The 16,712-nt window shown below is 64.6% G+C and carries 16 protein-coding genes; 2 read left to right on the plus strand and 14 right to left on the minus strand.

Annotated elements, in window-relative coordinates; genetic code table 11:
- Position 1: 1 nt before the first annotated feature.
- Positions 2-1,327: an HD-GYP domain-containing protein gene (locus NITMOv2_RS10010; protein ID WP_053379733.1), complete on the minus strand. Its 1,326-nt coding sequence runs from the start codon at positions 1,325-1,327 to the stop codon at positions 2-4.
- Between the two features lie 356 nt (positions 1,328-1,683).
- Here NITMOv2_RS10010 and NITMOv2_RS10015 point away from each other — a divergent pair, with 356 nt between their 5' ends.
- Both NITMOv2_RS10015 and NITMOv2_RS10020 read left to right on the plus strand, forming a co-directional pair.
- Entirely contained in the window at positions 1,684-2,949 is a 1,266-nt protein-coding gene (locus NITMOv2_RS10015; protein WP_053379734.1) for a cyclic di-GMP phosphodiesterase, read from the plus strand.
- Positions 2,949-5,996 carry a response regulator gene (locus NITMOv2_RS10020; RefSeq protein WP_053379735.1) on the plus strand — a complete coding sequence of 1,016 codons (3,048 nt, stop codon included), beginning with the start codon at positions 2,949-2,951 and terminating at the stop codon, positions 5,994-5,996. The genes NITMOv2_RS10015 and NITMOv2_RS10020 overlap by 1 nt, the downstream gene beginning before the upstream one ends.
- Before the next feature lie 82 nt (positions 5,997-6,078).
- Here NITMOv2_RS10020 and NITMOv2_RS10025 read toward each other — a convergent pair whose 3' ends face one another.
- The 13 genes from NITMOv2_RS10025 to flgG all read right to left on the minus strand — a co-directional run bounded on the left by NITMOv2_RS10025 (position 6,079) and on the right by flgG (position 16,694).
- Positions 6,079-6,540: an Hsp20/alpha crystallin family protein gene (locus tag NITMOv2_RS10025; protein WP_053379736.1), complete on the minus strand. Its 462-nt coding sequence runs from the start codon at positions 6,538-6,540 to the stop codon at positions 6,079-6,081.
- Between the two features lie 137 nt (positions 6,541-6,677).
- Positions 6,678-7,160 carry a flagellar assembly protein FliW gene (fliW, locus tag NITMOv2_RS10030; RefSeq protein ID WP_053379737.1) on the minus strand — a complete coding sequence of 161 codons (483 nt, stop codon included), beginning with the start codon at positions 7,158-7,160 and terminating at the stop codon, positions 6,678-6,680.
- A 9-nt stretch (positions 7,161-7,169) separates the two neighbouring features.
- A complete protein-coding gene (gene csrA / locus NITMOv2_RS10035; protein WP_053379738.1) occupies positions 7,170-7,415 on the minus strand; it encodes a carbon storage regulator CsrA in 246 nt (81 codons plus the stop codon).
- Between the two features lie 156 nt (positions 7,416-7,571).
- Positions 7,572-9,335: a flagellin N-terminal helical domain-containing protein gene (locus NITMOv2_RS10040; protein ID WP_053379739.1), complete on the minus strand. Its 1,764-nt coding sequence runs from the start codon at positions 9,333-9,335 to the stop codon at positions 7,572-7,574.
- A 13-nt stretch (positions 9,336-9,348) separates the two neighbouring features.
- Positions 9,349-11,376 carry a flagellar hook-associated protein FlgK gene (gene flgK, locus NITMOv2_RS10045; RefSeq protein WP_053379740.1) on the minus strand — a complete coding sequence of 676 codons (2,028 nt, stop codon included), beginning with the start codon at positions 11,374-11,376 and terminating at the stop codon, positions 9,349-9,351.
- Positions 11,377-11,378: 2 nt separating this feature from the next.
- The gene (locus NITMOv2_RS10050) at positions 11,379-11,891 is read right to left on the minus strand and encodes a flagellar protein FlgN (RefSeq protein WP_053379741.1); all 513 of its coding nucleotides are present in this window, start codon (positions 11,889-11,891) and stop codon (positions 11,379-11,381) included.
- Positions 11,892-11,967: 76 nt separating this feature from the next.
- On the minus strand, positions 11,968-12,273 hold the full coding sequence (gene flgM / locus NITMOv2_RS10055) for a flagellar biosynthesis anti-sigma factor FlgM (protein WP_053379742.1): 306 nt from the start codon (positions 12,271-12,273) through the stop codon (positions 11,968-11,970).
- A 64-nt stretch (positions 12,274-12,337) separates the two neighbouring features.
- Positions 12,338-12,610, minus strand: a complete 273-nt coding sequence (locus NITMOv2_RS10060) for a rod-binding protein (RefSeq protein WP_053379743.1) — start codon at positions 12,608-12,610, stop codon at positions 12,338-12,340.
- Positions 12,611-12,745: 135 nt separating this feature from the next.
- Complete coding sequence (locus tag NITMOv2_RS10065) at positions 12,746-13,885, minus strand: flagellar basal body P-ring protein FlgI (RefSeq protein WP_083447915.1); 1,140 nt, start codon at positions 13,883-13,885, stop codon at positions 12,746-12,748.
- 23 nt (positions 13,886-13,908) lie between these two features.
- Positions 13,909-14,163: a hypothetical protein gene (locus NITMOv2_RS10070; protein WP_145976263.1), complete on the minus strand. Its 255-nt coding sequence runs from the start codon at positions 14,161-14,163 to the stop codon at positions 13,909-13,911.
- 16 nt (positions 14,164-14,179) lie between these two features.
- A complete protein-coding gene (locus NITMOv2_RS10075; RefSeq protein ID WP_053379745.1) occupies positions 14,180-14,806 on the minus strand; it encodes a flagellar basal body L-ring protein FlgH in 627 nt (208 codons plus the stop codon).
- Between the two features lie 308 nt (positions 14,807-15,114).
- Positions 15,115-15,885 (minus strand): flagellar basal body P-ring formation chaperone FlgA, encoded by a 771-nt coding sequence (gene flgA, locus NITMOv2_RS10080; RefSeq protein ID WP_053379746.1) that lies wholly within the window; start codon positions 15,883-15,885, stop codon positions 15,115-15,117.
- A 17-nt stretch (positions 15,886-15,902) separates the two neighbouring features.
- A complete protein-coding gene (flgG, locus tag NITMOv2_RS10085; RefSeq protein WP_053379747.1) occupies positions 15,903-16,694 on the minus strand; it encodes a flagellar basal-body rod protein FlgG in 792 nt (263 codons plus the stop codon).
- Positions 16,695-16,712 lie beyond the last annotated feature (18 nt).

The following is a 16,712-nucleotide window of genomic DNA, read 5'->3' on the forward strand; positions in this document are numbered from 1 at the left end:
GTCACAACGATTCCTGATCGAGGAACAGACCCGGATTCACGCCGACCAGCAGCGGATCCTTCACCACGGCGATCGACCGGTGCGGCCTGCCGGACTGACGCCGCAAGTCGATTGTGACGGGATGAGCCAGGAACGTCCGGCCGGCGCCCTGGACGAGGATCACGCTGGGCTCGAGCGGCGCCTCACGCTCGAGCGTGCGGACGACGGCGACCTCGCCCGTGTTCAACTCGACGACCGATCCGACGGGGTACACGCCCACGACCTGGATGAACCGTTGGACGATCGCATGGTCGAGATGGCCCTTCTGCGAGATCAGATAGAGAAACTGCAGGGCCTCATGCGCCGGCTTGGCCTTGTGATAGCAGCGGTCGCTGGTGATCGCGTCATAGATGTCCACCACGGCCGCGATCAAGCCGTGCGGGCTCAGCTCCGTTTTCCCACGCCGGTGCGGGTAGCCGGAGCCGTCAACCCGTTCATGATGCTCCAGCGCGGGCTTCAGGTACGGATCGGCCAGGCCCGTCATGTCCGACAGGACTTCGGCGCCGCGCATCACGTGCTGTTTCATCAGTTCGAATTCGTGGGGCTCGAACCGCCCGGGCTTGTTCAGGATCTCCAAAGGAATTTTGGTTTTACCGATATCATGGAGCAGCATGCCGACGCCCAGTTGATGCAACTGCTCGCCGTCGAATCCCAGCGAGCGGCCCAGCGACAGAGCCAGCAGCGCCGTGTTGACCGAGTGGTAGAAGGTGTATTCGTCAAAACGTTTGAGGCGCGACAGGCTCGTCAACGCATCGGGATTGCGGAGCACGCTGTCCGCCATGTCGGCGACGACTTGATTGACCGCCTCCATGTTGATGGCCCGGCCCATCCGCACGTCATGCATCGCACCTTCGATGATTGACTTGGCGGCCCGATAGACCTGCCTCGCCGCCGGCAGCTCTTCGTCGAACGGCACGGGGTCAGGCACCCTTCCTCGCGCTTCGCGTGGTGCCTGATCCCGTTCTTCCGGCCGGGACGACCCGGACGGCGCTACGCGCACATGGTGCCTGACCTCGTCCTCTTCCTCTGCGCGTTGCGCGTGGGACCTGCCCCCCTCGTCCGGTGGAAGGTGGCCGGGAGCCGGTCGGAAGGACTCCTGACCCGGAAACTCCTCATCCTCGAGGAGCACTTCCAACGTACGGACGCCGCAGGAGCGGAGCTGTTCGATCTGCTCGGCAGACGAGACGACCATCCGATGGCGGAGAAAGGGTGTCGCGAGCCAGGACCGGTCCAACCGTGCGATCCGCATCCCGGGCCGCAGTTCGTCGATTGCAATGCGCTTGGTCATGTCGGGTCACGGAAAGGGGTCAGGCACCATGTGTCGAGGGGTCGGGAGTCCTTCCGCCCGACTCCTGACCCCCTGCTTGACCAAGGGGTCAGGTCCCACGCGCAACGCGGGGAAGGGGACCAGACCCCCGGCTGCGCGCACATGGTGCCTGACCCCTTCGGTCCGGTATCGGCTTGCCTGTGGGAATTCTTGAGATCAAGTTCTCCGGTCAACTACCGATACCACATCGGTGCCTTTGTGCGCGTGGGATCTACGCCCGCCGACTGGGCCAAGAGGTCAGGCACCATGTGTCGGAACGACCCGCAGGGCCCTGCGCGCAAATGGCGCCTGACCCTTTCAGGACCCTTTCAGGACCGATGAAACCGAAGCCCCCCCTCAAAGAGATCGTCATCGATCAGCTGGTTCCCGGCATGTTCGTTGTTGAAATGGACCTGCCTTGGTATCGCACGCCGTTCCTCTTCCATAAGCGCCTGATCAAAGACGCCGAGACCGTCCGCCTGATGAAACAACACGGTATTCGAACCGTGACCATCGACACGAGCAAAGGCGTGGATCTTCCGGTACAGGCGGACAGGCGCCCGCCGTCCGCGCCCGACGATCGCTCCGTCGACTCACCGGAGGGAAGCGCCGGAAAGCAGGCCCATGCAGGAGCAACTGGACCGGTGGAGGCCCGTGCTCGGCAGCTCTATGCGGAAGCGCAGCAAACGATGGAACGGATCTTCGCCGATCTGGAGCAAGGCGTCCCTCCTCCTCCGGCCGCCACGAAAACGGTGGTGTCGAACATCCTGGCGCACCTGCTCGATGACCGGACCGGACTGTTGACCCAGTTGGCTTTGGCAAAGATCAAGCAGTTCGACCGGTCCCTGGCCGGGCATGGCCTGGACACGTGCATTCTTTCGCTGATCGTCGGGGTCGAATGCGGCCTGAGAGAAGAGTCGCTGGCGCCACTCGGCGCCGGAGCACTGCTGCACGACGCCGGCTACGTCCGCCTGCCGCGCAATCTCGTCCGCCGTCGCTGGGACTGCACCGAGTCCGAGCGCGCCCTGCTGGAGCAGCACTCCACGCTCGGGTTGGCGATGCTGGCCGACCAGTCGGACTTACAGGAAGAGGTGAAGCGGATCGTGACGGAGCATCATGAACGGAGCGACGGCAGCGGCTTTCCGGGGAAGCTCGCCGGCGAAGCGATCTCGCAGGCGGCAAGGATCGTGGGGGTGGTGGACCTTTACGACGGCATGGTGAGCCGCCGCAGCGGCCGGCCGGCCATGCTGCCGCACGACGCGATCAGACAGTTGTTCCTGGCCGGCGAACGGGGACAGTTCGAGAAATCATTGGTCGAGATCGTCATCCGCAGCATCGGCGTCTATCCGGTCGGCAGTCTGGTGCGGCTGAACACCGGCGAGCAAGCGGTCGTCGTGGGCGTCAATCCGGAGCAGCGGCTGAAACCCCGGGTCAAGATCACCGGAGGTCCGCAAGGAGAATCGTACACCGATCCGCTGGATGTGGATCTTGCCACGCAGGCGCAGGATCGCAGCGTGCGGAGCGTCTTGCGCGTCCTGGACCCGGGGCAGGAGCGGGTCAACATCGCCATGTATCTCGATGATCCGCCTTCACAGGCCGCCTGATGAAACGCGCCCGGAGGACACCTCGCCGCTCCGTCGCCCCGCGTCCCGGACGTACGGCTCTCGACCCCTCGCTTGCGAATCTATGCGACGGACTGCCGTTCGCCCTGCTGGTTCTGGACCGCACCGGCGCCGTGACGTTCGCCAACGCCGAAGCCCGCCGCCTCCTGCGGCTCCCCTCCGCCGCACCGGCCGGCTGCACCTTCCCGGCGCTCTGGTCCACTCTCACCGGCGGCGACGAGACGCACGTCGCGGGACAATTGCGCGCGGTGCTGACGACCGGACGCCCCCTCCATGGACCCGTGATCCATTTGAACGATGGCACCGGCCGGCCGACGCCGGTCGAATGGATCTGCACGCCGGTCGGCGATCAGAAGCGGCCGGGATTGACGGTGACCCTGCGCGATCTCTCCCGCGAGCGGGAGCTCCGGCAGGATCGAGACCGGCTGGCGGCGATTGCGGAGGAAAGCCCGAGCCCCATCATCGAAGTGGATCGCCACGCCCAACTCCTCTATGCCAATCCGGTGATGACGGCCCTGTTGTCCCGGCTGGGGTACGGAGCGGACGGCTTTCCCAAAGTGGTTCCCCGCGGCCTGCCTGCGCTGGTGGAGCGGTGTCTCCAGTCCGGCCAGGCGGTGCGCGGCGAAGACGTGTTCCTGCCGGAGGCCAGCTTTTCCTGGACCTTCTGCCCTGTGCCGGCGCAAGGGATCGTGCGCGGGTACGCCCTCGACATGACGGAGATCCACGCCACCCAGCAGGCGTTGCGGCGCTCCGCGGACCAACTCGCCGACAGCAATCGGCGTCTGGACGAAGCCCTGGCCGCCGCGCGGGAATCCGCGGAGGCGAAAACGGCCTTTCTCGCCGCGGTGAGCCACGAGCTGCGGACGCCGATGAACGGCGTGATCGGCATGACCAGCCTGCTCGCGGAGACGAGCCTGTCGTCCGAGCAGCGCTCCTACATCGAAACGATCCGGCAATGCGGGGAAGCCTTGCTGCACCTCATCAACGATCTGCTCGAAAGCAGCAAGATCGAAGCGGGCAAACTCGAGCTGGAGGAGCTCGACTTCAACCTGCGCACGACGGTGGAACAGGTGCTCGCGCAATTCGCCGAGCGCGCCGAAGCCAAAGGATTGGAATTGGTCGGGCTGGTGCATGCGGCGGTGCCCACCGCCCTGCGGGGCGATCCGGGGCGGCTGCGCCAGGTCCTTACGAATCTGGTCGCCAACGCCGTGAAATTCACCGACCGAGGGGAAGTGACCCTGCAAGCCTATCTGGAAGAGGACGGCGGCGACGCGGCGATGATCCGCTTCGAGGTCGCCGACAGCGGCATCGGGATCGCGCCGGAGACACAGGCGAAGCTCTTTATGCCGTTCGTGCAGGCCGACAGCTCGACGACCAGAAAATACGGAGGGACGGGACTCGGGCTCTCGATCTCCAAGCAGCTGATCGAGCTCATGGACGGACGGATGGGGGTCGTGAGCGCCCCCGGCAAAGGCAGCACGTTTTGGTGCACCGCCCGCTTCGTCAAACAGCCGAGCTCGCCGCGGGCCATCGTGCCGGCCGGCGATCTGAAAGGCCGGCGGGTCCTCATCGTGGACGACAATGAATCCAACCGCATGATCCTGCACCAGCTCGTCTCGGGCTGGGGCATGACGGACAGCGTGGCGCAGGACGCCGGGATCGCGCTGACCCTGGTGGCGGAGGCCGCGCTGCAGGGCCGCCCGTATGAGCTGGCGATCCTCGACGTGATGATGCCCGAGAAAGACGGGCTGCAGCTCGCGCGCGAGCTGCGCCGCCACCCGGCCTGCGCCGGGCTGCGCATCGTCGTCATGACTTCCCTGCTGCAACGGGGCCACGCCGAAGAGGCGCGGAAAGCCGGTGCGATGGGCTATCTGACCAAGCCCGTGCGCCACGACGAATTGCGCGACTGCCTGCGGACGGTGCTCGGCGTGGCGCCGATCGAGCCGGCACAGCCGGCGCCCGCCGCGCCGCGTCTCGTCACCCGGCACACGCTGGCGGAGGCCGCGCGCCGGCCGCGCATTTTGGTCGCCGAGGACAACGTCGTCAATCAAAAGCTCGCGGTGCGGATGGCCGAAAAACTGGGTTATCAGGCCGACGTGGTGGAAAACGGCCGGGAGGCGCTGGCGGCTATGGCCGCCGGAGAGTACGCGGCGATCCTCATGGATTGCCAGATGCCGGTGATGGACGGATTCGACGCGACCCGAAAAATTCGGGAACGTGAAGCGATGCACGCGAAGCGCGACGCGGAGGACGGGGTCAGGCACCATTTGTCGAGGGGTCGGGAGTCCTTCCGCCCGACTCCTGACCCCCTGCTTGACCAAGGGGTCAGGTCCCACGCGGAACGCGTAGAAGGGGACCAGACCCCCGGCTGCGCGCAAAAGGTGCCTGACCCCGTGACCCGCCACGTTCCGATCATCGCCGTGACGGCCAATGCCATGGCCGGCGATCGGGAGCGGTGCCTTGCGGCCGGCATGGACGACTATCTCCCGAAACCGGTCAAGCTCGATGACCTGCGCCTGGTGCTGCAGCGATGGATTGTGCCGCCATCTGAGAGCCCGATGGACGAAGAGGTCAGGTCCCACGCGAGACGCGAAGAAGGGGACCAGACCCCTGGCTCCGCGCAAAAGGTGCCTGACCCCTTGGCCGGCTCCCTCAGCGACGACCGGAGCATCTTCGATCCGGCCAGAATGATTCAGAACATCGGCGGCGATCGGCAGCTCTTCGCCCAACTGGTGAGCCTGTTCCTCACACGGTACGAATCGATGCTCGCGGATATCAAGGAGGCGCTCGCCGCCGGCCACGCGCTGAGCGTGGAGCGGGCGGCCCATACCCTGAAAGGCACCGCCGGCAACCTCTGCGCGGCGGCCGTGTCCCAGGCGGCCGGCCGTCTGGAAGCCGTCGGCCACATCGGCGCGCTGCACGACGCCCCGCCCGTCTATGCCGAACTGGAGTTGGAAGTCCTGCGGCTGGTCCGGCTGCTGGAGCAGTACCGGCAAGGCCGGGAGCACGTCACCACGGCCGCGGCGTGACGGCATAGTAGTCAGCCGTGCTCATGCGATTCCCCCTTCTCCGGATGCCGCACCGCCAGCCGGGTGGCGGTCCCCGTCGATCTCAGGTGACTTTGACTTCGATCGCTTTCGCACGGGCTTTCTCGGATTTAGGCAGCCGCACCGTGAGAACGCCGTTCTTGAACTCGGCCGACACCTTGTGCTGATCCACGAGGTCCGGCACAGTGAAGCTCCGCGCAAAACCTCCGTAGGCCCGCTCGATCTTATGATACCGCTTGCCGTTTCCTTCCTTCTCCTGCTCGCGCCGGCCGGAGATCGTGAGGACGCCCTCCTCGACGGATAAGCTCACCTGCTCCTTTTCGAGGCCGGGCAGCTCGGCCTGGATCTGAAATTCCGTATCGGTTTCCAGCACATCGACCGCCGGGGCCCAATCCGCCAGAGCCATGGATTCCTTCTGCCCGTCGCCGGCTCCGGACCGGCTGGCAGCGAGCAGGCGACTGAGACGTTCAGAGACATTTTCGAGCTCACGGAACGTCTCCATAGGCGTCATGCGCATGACATACATGGGGGCCTCCTTTCGATTGAGGTGGGGTGGAGTTCTTCCTGAATAGCCATTTTCGGATTCCCGTCAAGAGGGGGATGAGCCTGGCCCACATGGCAAGACCGGGGAAGGGCACGGCGCCGGGAGGTAGTATGTCGGCTTTACGCGGGGCAGGCTACGGTGGGAACCGGCTGAGGATTGGATCCTGACTCCAGCGACTCGACGGGAAAGAGCGGATAGCGGGTTGGATAGTCGTCTGAGAGCACGAGTTGCTTACAGAGGTTCGTGCGAGGGTTCATCAAGAGCGGCCCCCGTAGATTGGCGGTGATGCGGCCGGGATCGTCCGATGGAATCGTCAGGATGACGGCGAGGGTCAATTCGTCCGCCTCCATGCTCCCCACTTCCTCCAACGCCTCGGGGGAATACGTCACCCGATAGTCGGTGTGGAACAGGGCCGGATCGATCACGACGAAGGCGAGCGCCGGCTCGTCGAGCGACTGCAGCCATTTGAACGGCGCGTCGGTGTCGTGATCCAGCATGACGTAGCGCCGGTGATCGGGGAATCCGAGCAGGCCGGAGGGAAAGGCGAGGATTGACTTGTCGTCGATTTCAAAAGAGCCGAAACGGCTTGAGGTACATTTCATAACCGGCACTCACTGGGCGGCGCGGCGTTTCGGCGGTGTGAGCCGCCGGAAGGCGTCGAGCGGAATGACGCCGGTTTGCGCCGCCAGCTGATTCTCACTGAGGATGCGGGCATGCACTTCATCACGATGGACCTCCACGGTTTTCGGCGCTTCGATGCCGAGACGGACCTGTCCGCCCTTGGTGCCGAGCACGATGACCCGAATGTCGGGCCCGATGGTCACGCCTTCTCCGCGTCGGCGTGTGAGGACCAGCATGGAGCCTTCCTTGGCGAGAACGATCCCGCCCTTTATCGGCCTGTCGATTCGAAACCTTAGGGGGCAGGCACCATTGCCAGCGGGGTCAGGTCCCACGCGAAACGCGAAGAAGGGGACCAGACCCCTGGCTGCGCGCAAATGGTGCCTGATCCCTTCTCAGAGATAATTCAACAACGAGTTTTCGAACACTTTCGCCAGTGTTCGGCTCGCCGCCTCGATCGCATATTGCTGGAGCGTCAGATCGGAGATGGCTTTCGCCAGATCGACGTCCTCCGTTTCGGACAGCGTCTGCACGAAAAAGCCTTTGGCCTCATCGAGCTGCGCGGCGCTCGTCGTCAAGCGATGGGACGTCGCACCCACTTCTCCCTGCATCGCGCCGATCTGCGAGAGGCCTTGGTTCAATCCGCCTAGCGCCTCGCTGATCCCCTGCCGGTCATTGCCCCGCAGCGCGCCGACCAACTGTTTCACGGTTGCAAAGATATCTACGGTGCCGGCGGTAAAGGCGCGGTCGCCGGCGACATTGGTGGGCACGGTCTGGTTCGTCCCGATTTCAATCGCGTGGACGCCGGCGTCGCCTTGGTACTGCAGGCCCGAGACGACGGAAAAGAGATCGCCGTTCGCCGGCGCGCCGGTCCCGTTCGTCAGGGTCAGGCGGATGCCGTCGAAGCTGATTTCGCTCCCCGACGCATAGGCTTGATTGGACAGCACCGTGCGCGGCGCCAGGCTGACGGAGAACGTGTCGCCGGTCTGCGGGCCGCCCTGCTGGCCGTTCGCCAGGACGACGCGCAGGCCGGCGAACGAGATCGCCTCGCCCGATACGTAGGTGTTGCCGGACGACAAGGTCGTGCTGGTCGTCTGGTCCACCACCGAGTACTGCGTCGCGGACGTAAATTGGATTTGATAGGTGTGCAGCGTGAGCTGCGCCGCGTTCACCATGCCGGCGTCCACCACGGCGGCCGCGCCGGTGTTGGACGAGCCGCGGGCGGCTGAAACGGGGGCGGTCACGTTCAGCACGTCGTACGTGGTGGCCGAGGTAAACCGGATCAGATAATCGTCCAGGGTGGCCGCATTGTCGTCCACCACCCGCCCCTGTCCGGCGACCGCGCCGCCGGTGTTGCCGGCGGCCGGAGCCACCGTGGCGGTGAGCGCAAACGGCGCGCCGCCGGTGGTCCCGCTGCCGCCCATGAACCCGAGCGCGTTGCGGGCCAGGCCGCCCGTCACCGTCACCGTGGATGGTGAGCCGTTCGAGTCGGAGGCGATGGCGAGGCGATTCCCGTCGAAGGTCACCGTCACGGTCTTGCCCGCGTTCACCAGCGCCGAATCGGCGTTGATCCGGCTTTGCAGGCGGGCGGCCAGTTGAGCGCCGGTCAAGGACTCCGTCCCCGAGGTCAGGTCCACCGTGCCGGACGTGACGCCGTCCACGTTCACGATGAGCGTATCGGTGGCGCCGTTCGTCAGGGTCACGGGTGCCGTGATGGCGAGGCCGGTGGCCCGCCCGTGCGTGCTGGTGCCGGTGAAGATCGGCTGGCCGTTCAACTCGGTATTGGCCGACTGTTGGAGCTGTGCAAACAGCTGCCGCACTTCTTTGGCGCCGATGGTCCGCTCCGCCGCGCCGTTCGTATCGCTGCGGAACTGCACCGCCAGTTGCTGCACGCGGGACAGCGAGGCCGTGGCTTGGCTCAGCATCTTGTCGGACAGATCCAGCCGCGTCTGTCCGAACACGATGTTGCGCTGCCGCTGCTCGATGGACGCGAGCGACGCCTTGTCCAGCGCGATGTGGCTGAACGCGCTGGGATCGTCGGACGGCTGCCGGACCAGTTTGCCGGTGGACACCTGCTGCTGGAATTCCAGCGCCCGTGCCCGCGCGCGGGCCAGATTGTTCGCGAGGACGCCGAAGGTTTGTAATTCCGTGACGCGCATGGGAGCCTCGATCCTAGGGTTTAATGGACAACAGCGTCTGGAACATTTCGTCCGTGATACGCACGAGCCGCGACGCGGCTTCGAAGCCCCGCTGGAACTTGATGAGGTTCACCAGTTCTTCGTCGATGGAGACGCCGGACACCTGCGCACGCAGGGTGTCGATCTGATCCTTGAGAATCGCTTGGGCTTCCTGTTCGCGGTCGGCCGTCTGTGCGGCGACTCCCAGGCCTGCGGCCGCCGTCCGATACGCGTCGTTCAAGGTGCCGTTGTTCAGGCTGGCAAACTGCCGGTGCTGGAGTGCGACCAACGACAGGAGATTGGCGTTGTTGCCGGGAATGCCGGTTCTCGTCGAGGACGTCGCGACGGACGCCGGGTTCGTGAGCGTCACCGCCAGATCGCGGGCGGCGTGGCTGTACGCATCGACTTCGAACCGGTCGCCGGCGGCCGGTGCGCCGGTGAGCGTGACGCTGAGGCCGTCGAACGCCAGGGTCGCCGGGCTGGTGTACGTTCCCGAGGCGGCCGTGGCGGTGCCTCCGGTCAATCCCAGCGAGGCGCGGGCCGTGCCGCCGGTCACATCGACGGCGGAGGCGGTCGTCGTATTGTTCGAGGTGATGACCAAGCGGCTGGTCGTGGTGTCATAGGTCACCGCCACGGTTTTGCCCGCCGCCTGCAGCGCCGCGTCCGCGTTGATCTTGGCCTGCACCTCCTGCGCGAGGGCCGCCCCGGAGGTGTACGACAAGCCCGGACTGACGGCGCCGGCCAGGGTGATCGTGCCGGATGCCACGCCATCCACGCTCACCGTGAGCGTATCGTTCGTCCCGGTCACGAGGGACAGCGGATTGTCCGCCGAGAGCGCGGTGATCGCCGTGCCGGTATAGTTGCCGCGAATGGTGGCGCCGGTCGTGACGTCCACGATGGAATAGGCCGTCGCCGACGAGAAGCGGATCTCGTAATCGTGAAACGTGAGGAGACTGTTGGCCGTGATCGCGCCGCCGCCGATCGCCGCGGCTCCCTGATTGGCCGTCACGGGCCGCGTGGTCACCGCCGGAGGTCCGAACACATTAAGCCCCGTCGATCCGTCGAGCCCGTAGCCTTGCCGGTGAATGATGTTCACGGCGTTGGCCAAGGTCGCCGCGAGCCGATCGAACGACGCCTCCAGGTCGCGGACGGTCGTATCGCGCACGTCCAGCAGGCTGCGCAACCGGCCGTTCGAGATGAGCGCGTCGATGCTCAAGGGACGCGTGCCGCCGGTGGAATAGCCGATCGAAAACAGCCCATCGTTCTCCGGATCTTCCACGGCATTCAGCTGCCGGACCGTCGCGCCCTCCACGAGGACTTGCCCCCGCGCCGCGAAGACCGTGAGGGCGCCGGTGCCGGATTCCACGGTCGTGATGTCGACGCGCGTCGCCAGCTCGTTCAGCGCGAGTTCGCGCTGATCCCGCAAGTCGTTGGCGTTTTGGCCCGCCACCTCGGCCATCACGATCTTGCCGTTCAGCTCGGCGATCTGGTTCGACAGGCTGTTGATCTCCGCGACGGTCTGTTGGACTTGGAGGTTCAACGATTGGCGGGCCGTCGCGAGATCGGACGCAGCCTGATTCACGCCGGAAGCCAATTGTCTCGCGTTCGCGAGCAGCACGGAGCGGGCCGCCAGTTCGCCCGGATTGGTCGAGACGTCCTGCACGCCGCGGAAAAAGTCATTCAGCCGGGCGGCGATGCCCTGATTGTTGCTGTCTCCGAACAGATTCTGCAGCCGGAACAATTCTTCCCGTGATACGGTGAGGCGGCCGAGATTCTGCTGCACGGTCGTGAGCTGGCGGTTGACGAATTGATCCGTGTACCGGCGGATGGCGGTCGCCCGCACGCCGGTCCCCGCCATCCCCGGCTGACTGTTGAGCGGCGGCCGTTCGGTGAGCACCGCTTCCTGCCGTGAATATCCCGGCGTATTGACGTTGGCGACGTTATGGCCGGTGACGGCCAAGGCTTGCTGCGAGGTCGTGAGCGCGCTGCGCGCGATGTCGAACAACGAGGTCAGGCCGATCATGATTAGCCCCGCTGGTGGATGAGCATGTTGAGCCGGCCGGCGCCGGAGGACTGCCCGTCGGCGGTATACAGTTCCTGTCCCGGCACGACCGCCGTGCCGGCCGACAGCGCTTGGTCGACCACCCCGCGAATGCCTTCGATGAGCACGACGTTCTGCTTGATCTCGTCACGGACCGTTTTGGCCGCGGCCATGTAGCTCCGATAGACGGCTTGTAATTCGGCCGATGCGGCGCTTTTCAAGTGGTCGAGCAAGCCGTGAATGGACGTCGCCGGCGGCAGGCCCTGCCGGCCGGCCAATTCGTGGACGATCCGCTGCCGCTCATCGGCCAGGGCCTGCAGCGATTCGAGAATCGACAGCCGCCGGCAGTTGATGGCGTGGAATTCGGTGATGGCGAGCGCCCGGATGGCGGCCCGTTCTTCGTGGACCGTATCGAGCAGCCGGCGGCAGGCGGTTTCTTCCTGGCTCAACAATCGGCAGAGTTGGGCGGTGGTCGGCGAAAACGTGCGCGAGGACATACAGACTCCTTGTGATGGTGCAATGAACGCGTGTCCACCGTCCCAGCACGCATCGGCAAGGAGCCAGGAGGGCGTCTTACAATACGGCGTCGGTCAAGACCTGCTTGAGGATCGCGTCTCCGACCTTTCGTCCGCTGACATCGTACGTGCCGCTGTCGATGGACTGGCGGATGCGTTCCACCCGCTCGGCGCGCGCCTCATCCGGCTCGCCGGCGAGCGCGCGGATTCGCTGCAGCTCCTTGGCCTGCTCCGAGATGTGGACTTCGTCCTTGCCGGTTTGCTTCTGCGCAGCGGGGTGCTTCGCACCGGCCTGCTCCGTTTCCTGCACGCCGAGCAGCAGCTTGGCCAGATGATCCGCTTTGCCGTGACCTGATATCTGCATATTCGCCTCCCGTTCGCCCCATGGCCCTAGCGGGCGATGGCGGCTTTAACCCCTGTCGAGTCCCTTATCGGTTCTCCCCGAGCGGAACTTGAGGGGCCGGGGCAACATATTTGTCCGCATACTCCTGGACCATCCGGGTGATGCCGATGCCGCCCGCTTCAGCCGCCCGGAGTCCGATTTCCTGGTCGTAGAACGAATGAAAATAGGCCCCATGTTTATTGGCGACCGCTCCATCCGGCACTGTCTCCCGCATCACCTTCATGAGATAGGAGATGAAGTAGGCCTCGAACTGTCGGCCTGCTTCCACGAGCTGTTGGCGCTGAGCAGCGGCATCCATCGGACGAGATCGGTCGAGCTGGGTCGTGATCCCCGCCGGGAGGGCGATCTGAGTCGCTCCTCCATATAATGGTAGTGATGAGAGAGATGATCCGGTACTTCTTGTTAAATCATCCATATCTATCAGTTGTTTCCGTTAAATAATTTCAAGATTCGCTTGAAGGGCTCCGGCGGACCGGAGGGCGGAGAGGATGGCCACGAGATCGCGGGGCGTCACCCCCACGGCGTTGAGCGCCCGGACCACCTCGCCCAGTGTAACGGTCTCATCCACCACCATCAGTCTGGACTCCTGCTCCTTCACTTCCGTCTGCACATCGGGCGTCACCACCGTCTGACCGGCTGAGGATCCGATCACCGGCGCCGGCGGCTGGGAGACGTTCAGCGTGTTCTTGACGGAGATGGTGAGGTTGCCGTGCGAGATGGCGCAGGTGGAGATGCGGACATGCTCGCCGAGCACGACCGTGCCCGTCCGTTCATTGACGACGACCTTCGCTGCCGCATCGACCGATACGTCCAGCCCTTCGATCGATGCGATGTATTCGACGACCCGGCCTTGAAACGACGCCGGAATGGAGGCCTTGACGGCCCCGGCGTTCACCGCCACCGCGCTGCCTTTCCCGAAGACCCCGTCGATCGCTTCGGCGGTGCGGATGGCGGTGGTGAAATCCGGCTGCCGCAGCAGCACCGAGACCGTCTCCCAGGAATCGAGATTGACGACCACTTCTTTTTCGATGATGGCGCCGCCCGGCACCACACCGGCGGCCTGATGATTTTTTGTCACGGTCGCGCCGCCCGCCCCGCCCGTGCCGCCGAGGAACCCTCCGATGGAGATAGGGCCTTGCGCCACGGCGAACACTTGTTGATTGGCCGCTTTCAACGGGGTCAACAGCAGCGTACCGCCCTGGAGGCTTTTTGCGTTCGCCATCGATGACACGACCGCGTCGAGCGTCATGCCGGGTTTGGCGAAAGGCGGCAGCTTCGCGGTGACCATCACGGAGGCGATGTTCCGGGTCAGCAATTGGATGGGATCGATGACCAGGTTGACGCCCATCTTGTTCAACATGGACATCATCGCTTGGATCGTGAACTGGCCGCCGATGACCATGTCGCCCGTGCGGTCCAATCCGACCACCAGGCCGTAGCCGATCAATTGGTTTTCGCGGACTCCTTCGATCGCGCCGATGTCCTTGATCCGCACGGCGTCGGCCGGCGCGGGGTTGAAGAAGACGGTGCCCAGGAGCAGCGAGAGCAGGAATCGGCAGGCATAGGTGGTCATAGTACGGTGATCTTTCTCCATTATCATCGATTGGCCGTCGCCTGCGCCCTACGCCCTAAGAACATGCGCGAGAGCCATCCCCGTTCCGAGGCCGAGTCTTGCGGCGACGCGCCATGCGGATTGTCCGACGGCTCATACCGCTGCGGCGCCGGAGGCGGATTCAAGTCGGCTCGGCGCACGACACCGCTCATCACCATCATCTGCAAGGTGCCCAGGCTGAGCGGGCGTCGCAGGCGGCCCATTGCGGGAACCGGTTTCCGTCTGGGTGCAATCGTCACAGGGTTCCTCCTTCGATCAGAATGGATAGATCCAGTCGAGGATACGCACCAGCCAGCCGGGCCGCTGCACGTCGTCGAGCACGCCGAGGCCTGAATATTCGATCTTGGCGTCGGCGATGGCGGACGACAGCACGGTATTCTTTGTATCGACGTCCACCCGGCGGACGATGCCGGCGATCGTCATGAGCTGCTTTTCGCTGTTCACCGTCACATCGCGCCGGCCTTCGATCCGCAGATCGCCGTTCGGCAGCACCTCGGTGACGATCACGGAGATGGTGCCGGTCAAGGTTCCCTCACGGCTCGTGGCGCCTTTGCCGCCGAATTTGTTCTTGGAGCTGGCGTCGATGCCCAGGCCACGGCGCGCTTCGTCCCCGAGCCGGATGCCCGGGAGGCCGATATAACCCATCCCGGTGCCGGCCAAACTGTTCTCCACCGTCGATTCGCGCTGCGCCGCCGTGTCGGCCGACTTCGAGCCCTTGTGCTTTTCGACGATCTTCACGGTCAGGACGTCGCCGACCCGCATGGCGCGCAGGTCTTCATACAAGTAGGCCCGCCCGTTTTCCTCCTGCCATAAGGACCCGATCGTCTTGGGCGGCGGCAAGGGCGGCACGGTGATCTTGCTCGACACCGCCGGCGTGCTCATGCAGCCATAAGATAGAAGTATGAATATCAGAAAATAAGGGCAGTATGTACGTGTGCTCGTACTTCCAAAGAGGATGCTCAAACAGGCCGTCCAGCAAGGCCGCAGGGAGGCGGACGGCGTCACGAATAAGTGACGCCACGTTTGTCCACGCCGCCGAGATGGTGAGGCGGCAGTGTCTTGCGACTGAGGCGCACCCTTTTCACCCGCCCGATCCCCGAGCCGCCAAGACGGCTCGTTTCCCGGTGGGGTACGTCGCAAGGAGACGCGCGACTGAGAACGCCGCTGGCGGTCCTGTTTCAGCATCCTGACTAAAACTCCACTTGGACTAAACCGGGTGCCACAATCTTAGCCCGCAGCTCCCTTCCCGAATCGAGGTTCGCCACCATGATCGACTGGCCGATGTGGCCGCTGGATCTGGTGACGCCGGAGGTTTGGATCGACAACCCTCCCCGTTTGGCCTCGATCAGGACTCGATCGCCTTTCTTGATCGTCAGAGGTGTCTTGAGAAAGGTCGGACGCAGCGGCGTGTCGGCTTGAAGGGGCCGGGCCGCGCTCTTGCCGACCGCGTCCTCCCGATCAGTGAGATAGGGATGGTTGAGATCGTAGACTTTGATGCGCTGCGTCGTGAGATCACCGGCGTCGATCAGTTCCTCCGACTTCAGATAGCGGTTCGGCACGACGACGTCCACCATCGCCGCCACATCGGCCAGCGCGTCGACGGTCGTCCAGGCCTTGCCGTCCGCCATGACGGTCACATGAAACAGCCGGCGACCCAAGCCTTCCTCGAACGAGGAAGGCGCGACGCGCAGCTCGACGACGCCGGACGGAATCTTCACCGGCTCCGACGGCTCCAGCAGCGCCACGTGAACGCCCTGAACCCGCCCGCTCCATTCGCCTTCGAGATATTTCTGAATCGTTTTTGTGAACAGGTCCGGATGGAGCTCCCGCGCGCCGGCCCGCTCGGCGGGCGGCTTCTGCGGCGCGCGCCCGTCCGCGCGGCCCGCTGCGCCGGCGGGTTCGCCGGCCCAGAGCAGGCTGACACCCAGCACACCGATCGATGCAACTGTTTGCCACAACATCGCGGCTCCTTTGACACTCATCGACGGAGGTTATTGGCGATCGCCATCATGTCGTCGGAGGCTTGAATCGTTTTCGAATTAATCTCGTAGCTGCGCTGCGCGATGATCATATTGACCATCTCTTCCGCGAGATTGACGTTGGAGCTTTCGAGAAAGCCCTGCTGAATCATGCCGAAGCCCGTCGTGAAGCCGCCGGTGCCTTGAATGGGCGGCCCGGACGAGAAGCTATCGATGAACAGGTTGTTGCCCATCGCGACGAGCCCCGACGGGTTGTCAAATCGCGTGAGCTGGATTTGACCGATCTGCGACGCCTGCGTGACGCCGGGGAGCAGGACGGAAACCGTACCATCCTGGCCGATATCGACTTTCAATGCGCCCGACGGAACGGTAATCACGGGGTTCAGCAGATCTCCGTCGCCGGTGACGAGATTGCCGACGTTGTCCCGCTTGAACGACCCGTTGCGCGTGTACATGATCGTGCCGTCCGGCCGCGAGACTTGGAAGAAGCCCGGTCCGTCGATGGCGAGATCCAGATCGTTGTTCGTCTGGCGCATGTTCCCCTGCAGCCATTCCTTGGCGACCGTCGTGGGCCGCACCCCTGCACCGACCTGGATGCCGACGGGAAAGACGCCGACGTTGGACGCGTTGGTACCGGGCAGCCGCTGGATTTGATAGAGCAGGTCGGCGAATTCCGCTCGGCTGCGTTTGAAGGAGTTCGTGTTGACGTTGGCGAGATTGTGGGCGACCGTATCGACGTTGATCTGCTGCGCCGTCATACCGGTCGCCGCCGTCCACATGGCTCTGATCATCGTTTACCTCCGTGACAA

Origin of the sequence: Nitrospira moscoviensis (genome assembly GCF_001273775.1) — a bacterium.
GTDB lineage: Bacteria > Nitrospirota > Nitrospiria > Nitrospirales > Nitrospiraceae > Nitrospira_D > Nitrospira_D moscoviensis.